Below are 4516 nucleotides of genomic sequence, written 5' to 3' on the forward strand. Positions count from 1 at the left end.
CCTTGGACACCAGGACGGGATGTCTGGCTGCACGAGGAGACCGCGAAAGTCGGCACCGACTGCGTGCCGGAAGAGATGGGCGCGGAAGATCCCCTCTTCATCCTCTATACCTCCGGCTCGACCGGCCAGCCGAAGGGCGTGCTGCACACCTCTGGCGGCTATCTCCTCTTGGCAGCGCTCACGCATCATTATGTCTTCGACTATCACGAAGACGACATTTACTGGTGCACTGCCGATGTCGGCTGGGTGACCGGTCACTCTTATATTGTGTACGGCCCGCTCGCGAACGGCGCCACGACGCTCATGTTCGAAGGCGTGCCGAACCATCCCGACGCGTCGCGGCTCTGGCAGGTGGTCGACAAGCACAAGGTCGACATTTTTTACACCGCGCCGACGGCCATCAGAGCGCTGATGGGCGCGGGCGACGACTTTGTGAAGCGCACCAGCCGCAAGTCACTGAAGCTGCTCGGCAGCGTGGGCGAGCCAATCAACCCGGAGGCATGGGAGTGGTACTATCACGTGGTCGGCGAGAAGCGTTGCCCCATCGTCGACACGTGGTGGCAGACGGAGACCGGCGGGATTCTCATCACGCCGCTCCCCGGCGCGACGAAGCTGAAACCCGGATCCGCGACACTGCCGTTCTTCGGCGTGCAGCCCGCCATCGTCGACAATGAAGGCAACATGCTCGAGGGCGAGGCCAGTGGCAATCTCGTGCTGCTCGACGCCTGGCCCGGCATGATGCGCACCGTCTACGGCGACCATCAGCGCTTCGTCGACACGTATTTCTCAGCCTATAAGGGCACGTATTTCACGGGCGACGGCTGCCGCCGCGACGAGGACGGCTATTACTGGATCACGGGACGCGTCGACGACGTCATCAATGTCGCCGGCCACCGCATGGGTACGGCAGAAGTCGAATCCGCGCTCGTGGCACACCCGAAAATCTCGGAGGCGGCCGTTGTGGGCTATCCCCACGACATCAAGGGCCAAGGCATCTATTGCTACGTCACGCTGATGAACGGCGAGACCTGGTCCGATGCGCTGAAGGTTGAGCTGCGCGACTGGGTGCGGAAGGAAATCGGTCCGATCGCCTCCCCCGATCTCATTCAGTATGCGCCGGGCCTACCTAAGACGCGCTCGGGCAAGATCATGCGGCGCATCTTGCGCAAGATCGCCGAGGACGATTTCACCAATCTCGGCGATACCTCAACGCTTGCCGATCCTGGCGTCGTCGACGATCTGGTGCAGAACAGGCAGAACCGGCAGACCGCCTAGGCCCCCCGCACCTAACAGGAGAAGCCGCATGAGCTGGCCGAAGCGCATTTTGATCGGGCTTGGTCTCGGCGTCGGGCTCCTGATCGTCCTCGTTCTGGTCATTTCCTCCTGGGCGCCCGGCGGCCCGGCATCGCAGGCAGTCGCGATGACCGTGGGCGACCGCACCCTGACCGTTGCCGGTCACTATAAGGAGATGCGGCAGGAATCGCTGCCCGGGGGGCTCAGGGTCATCGTCGACAAGCACCAGATCACGGTGGAGAACAGCCAACTGACCACTGACGGCAAGGTGCAGGTCCTTGAGCCGGGACAGGACGTCGTGGCGTGGGTGCACGAGGACGGACGGCTCGAGATCAAATTCGTTCGCGCCGACGCGGCGAGTCCGAGCCCGCCGGCCGAATAGGGCATCTAGCGGCCCGCGAGGATACGCGTGATGCGCGCGAGCAGGCCGTTCCAGGCGCCCCGCGCTTCCTTCGTGAAGGCACCTTCCAGCGACTGGTCCAAAGTCCAGATCATCGCCTCGGCCATGGTCGCATATTGACCGGCGCGGACACCATATTGGCGGCTCTGCACGCCGATCAGCTTCAGAGTCGGTTTCAACTCGTCCTGGCGATCAAGAGATATGATGACCAGCTTCATCGCGGCGGTGAATTTCCGCGTGCGATCCTTGGCGGGGCCCGTGAAAACGCTGCGGAAGGACGGGTCGAGATCGAAAAGCTTGAGGAAATAAAGAGCCGCGACCAAGTCCAAAGCGGGCTCGACCTGGACGAATGTCGCCCGGATCAGGTGCTTCTGCTTTTCCGAAAGCGGGGCCTCGACCTGGAGAAACTTGCGGGAGCGGGATGGCTTCGCCGGCGAACGGGTGCCTTCGGGCTCGGCCTTTCGGACTGCGACAGACATGACACTCACTCCGCGACAAGGGTTGGCTTTGGTGAGAATGCGCACCAAGCCCTTGACGGACCGTTAAGGTAAGCGGGCGGGAAACCAATAATCATCGGCAGTGTGCGTTTCCCTTCGGGTCTCAATTACCTGACAGCCTTCCAAGCCTTGTCGCGGGGACGCTGGTCCCCACATATTGAGCGGTTTCCCGCACCGGCCCAGTGCCCGGTGTCTCTCTTGGAGGTTCAAGACGTGAGCTATTTCCGTACCGCCATTCTTCTCGCCGCCATGACGGCGCTCTTCATGGGCGTCGGCTTTCTGATTGGCGGCCAGAGTGGCATGGTCATCGCCCTTGTCGTGGCGGGGGCGATGAACCTGTTCGCCTACTGGAACTCCGACAAGATGGTGCTTTCCATGTATGGCGCGCGCCCGGTCGATGCGCGCACGGCGCCAGAGCTTTACGACCTTGTGAGCCAGCTTGCGGCGGCAGCGGGTCTCCCGATGCCCAAGGTCTACATCATGGAAAATCCCCAACCGAACGCCTTCGCTACCGGCCGGAATCCGCAGAACGCTGCGGTTGCAGTGACGACAGGTCTCATGCAGACAGTAAGCAAAGAGGAACTGGCCGGAGTCATTGCCCATGAGCTCGGCCACATCAAGAATCACGACACCCTCCTGATGACGATCACTGCCACCATCGCCGGCGCGATCTCCATGCTCGCCAATTTCGGCATGTTTTTCGGCGGCCGCGACAACAACAACGGAGCGGGCATCTTTGGCACTCTGGCTCTCGTGATCCTGGCGCCCCTGGCAGCCGCCCTGGTGCAGATGGGCATCAGCCGCACCCGCGAATACGAGGCGGACCGGCTCGGCGCCGAGATCAGCGGGCGCCCGCTGTGGCTCGCCTCGGCGTTGCAGAAGATCGCTCGCGCCGCCGAGCGCATTCCGAATATGCCGGCGGAGCAAAATCCCGCCTCTGCGCATCTTTTCATCGTCAATCCGCTGTCCGGCGCGCGCATGGACAATCTTTTCTCGACGCATCCCAACGTCCAAAACCGCGTGGCGCGGCTGAATGAGCTTGCACAGCAGTTCGGCGCGGGCGACACAGGAGCCCGGATCGCCGCGCCTTCCAGCCCGGCGGGGCCGTGGTCCGAGCCCGAGCGCCGCGTCGCTGGCCGGCGCGGGCCGTGGGGCTGATCCCATTCTAGCAAGAAAGCACGTGCATGACGGAATCCGGCGAGCGGGTGAACGCGCGCGAGCAGGCCGCGCAGCTTGGGCTGCCGGCGCGGCGCGCGGCCGTCGCGGTGCTATCGGCTGTCATCGCGAAGAAGCAACCGCTCGACGATATTCTCGGCCGATCCATCGCCAAGGGGTGGATGCTGGACCTGCCGGCGCGGGACCGTGCGTTCACCAGGGCAATCGTGGCCACGTCGCTCCGCCGCCGCGGCGAGATCGACATCGTGCTGGCACGCTTTCTCGAGCGCGGCATGCCCGCGAAATCCGGCTCGCTCTATGAAATCCTACTGTCGGCAGCGGCGCAGCTCATCTTTTTGACGGCGCCCCCGCATGCGGTGATCGACCTCGCCGTCCGCTTGGCGCAGCAAGATCCGCGGGCCAAGCGCTTCGATAAGCTTGCAAACGCTGTCCTCCGGAAGGTGGCGACCGAAGGCGAGGCCATCGTCGCAAAGCTCGACGCGCCGCGCGTCAACACGCCGGATTGGCTGTGGGCGCGCTGGGTCTCCTATTGGGGCGAAACCCGCGCGCGCGACATCGCCGCGATCCATTTGGTCGAGCCGCCGCTCGATCTCACCGTGAAGAGCGATCCGGAAACGTGGGCTGAGACGCTGTCGGGCCGCGTGTTGCCCAATGGCAGCGTGCGCCTCCAGCCCAAGGGCCGGATCGAGGCGCTCCCCGGCTATGACGAAGGGGCGTGGTGGGTGCAGGACGTCGCCGCGTCGCTGCCGGCCCGTCTCCTCGGCGACGTCGCCGGACAGCGTGTGGCCGATCTTTGCGCCGCACCCGGTGGCAAGACGGCACAGCTTGCTCTTGCCGGCGCGTCGGTCGTGGCCGTCGACATCTCGCCGCACCGGCTCGCACAGGTCGAGCAGAACCTCACACGCCTCGGGCTGAGCGCCGAGACTGTCGCTGCAAACGCCACGGCGTGGCAGCCGGAGGGATGCTTCGATGCCGTTCTTCTTGATGCGCCGTGCTCCTCCACGGGCACCATCCGCCGCCATCCCGACATTCCTTATCTCAAATCCGCGAAAGATATCGAGGGGCTGGCCATGCTCCAGGCTCGCCTTCTGGATAATGCTGCATCCTTGCTGAAGCCGGGCGGGAGGCTGGTCTATTCGACCTGCTCACT

5 protein-coding genes are annotated in these 4516 nt (G+C 64.1%); 4 read left to right on the plus strand and 1 reads right to left on the minus strand.

What is annotated here, in order from left to right; translation table 11 throughout:
* Positions 1 to 1275, plus strand: a 1275-nt coding sequence (gene acs, locus ACR2J1_RS06600; RefSeq protein WP_434018543.1) for an acetate--CoA ligase, incomplete at its 5' end; no start/stop codon positions are given.
* Positions 1276 to 1303: 28 nt separating this feature from the next.
* The gene (locus ACR2J1_RS06605) at positions 1304 to 1675 is read left to right on the plus strand and encodes a hypothetical protein (RefSeq protein WP_434018544.1); all 372 of its coding nucleotides are present in this window, start codon (positions 1304 to 1306) and stop codon (positions 1673 to 1675) included.
* A gap of 5 nt (positions 1676 to 1680) precedes the next feature.
* Here ACR2J1_RS06605 and ACR2J1_RS06610 read toward each other — a convergent pair whose 3' ends face one another.
* A complete protein-coding gene (locus tag ACR2J1_RS06610) occupies positions 1681 to 2172 on the minus strand; it encodes a globin domain-containing protein (RefSeq protein ID WP_434018545.1) in 492 nt (163 codons plus the stop codon).
* A gap of 231 nt (positions 2173 to 2403) precedes the next feature.
* On the opposite strand from ACR2J1_RS06610, the gene htpX reads away from it, so the two are divergent.
* Positions 2404 to 3348 carry a zinc metalloprotease HtpX gene (gene htpX / locus ACR2J1_RS06615; protein ID WP_434018546.1) on the plus strand — a complete coding sequence of 315 codons (945 nt, stop codon included), beginning with the start codon at positions 2404 to 2406 and terminating at the stop codon, positions 3346 to 3348.
* Positions 3349 to 3374: 26 nt separating this feature from the next.
* The coding region (locus ACR2J1_RS06620) for an RsmB/NOP family class I SAM-dependent RNA methyltransferase (protein ID WP_434018547.1) at positions 3375 to 4516 on the plus strand (1142 nt) is incomplete at its 3' end.

The sequence above is a fragment of the Methyloceanibacter sp. genome (assembly GCF_050999895.1).
GTDB lineage: Bacteria > Pseudomonadota > Alphaproteobacteria > Rhizobiales > Methyloligellaceae > Methyloceanibacter.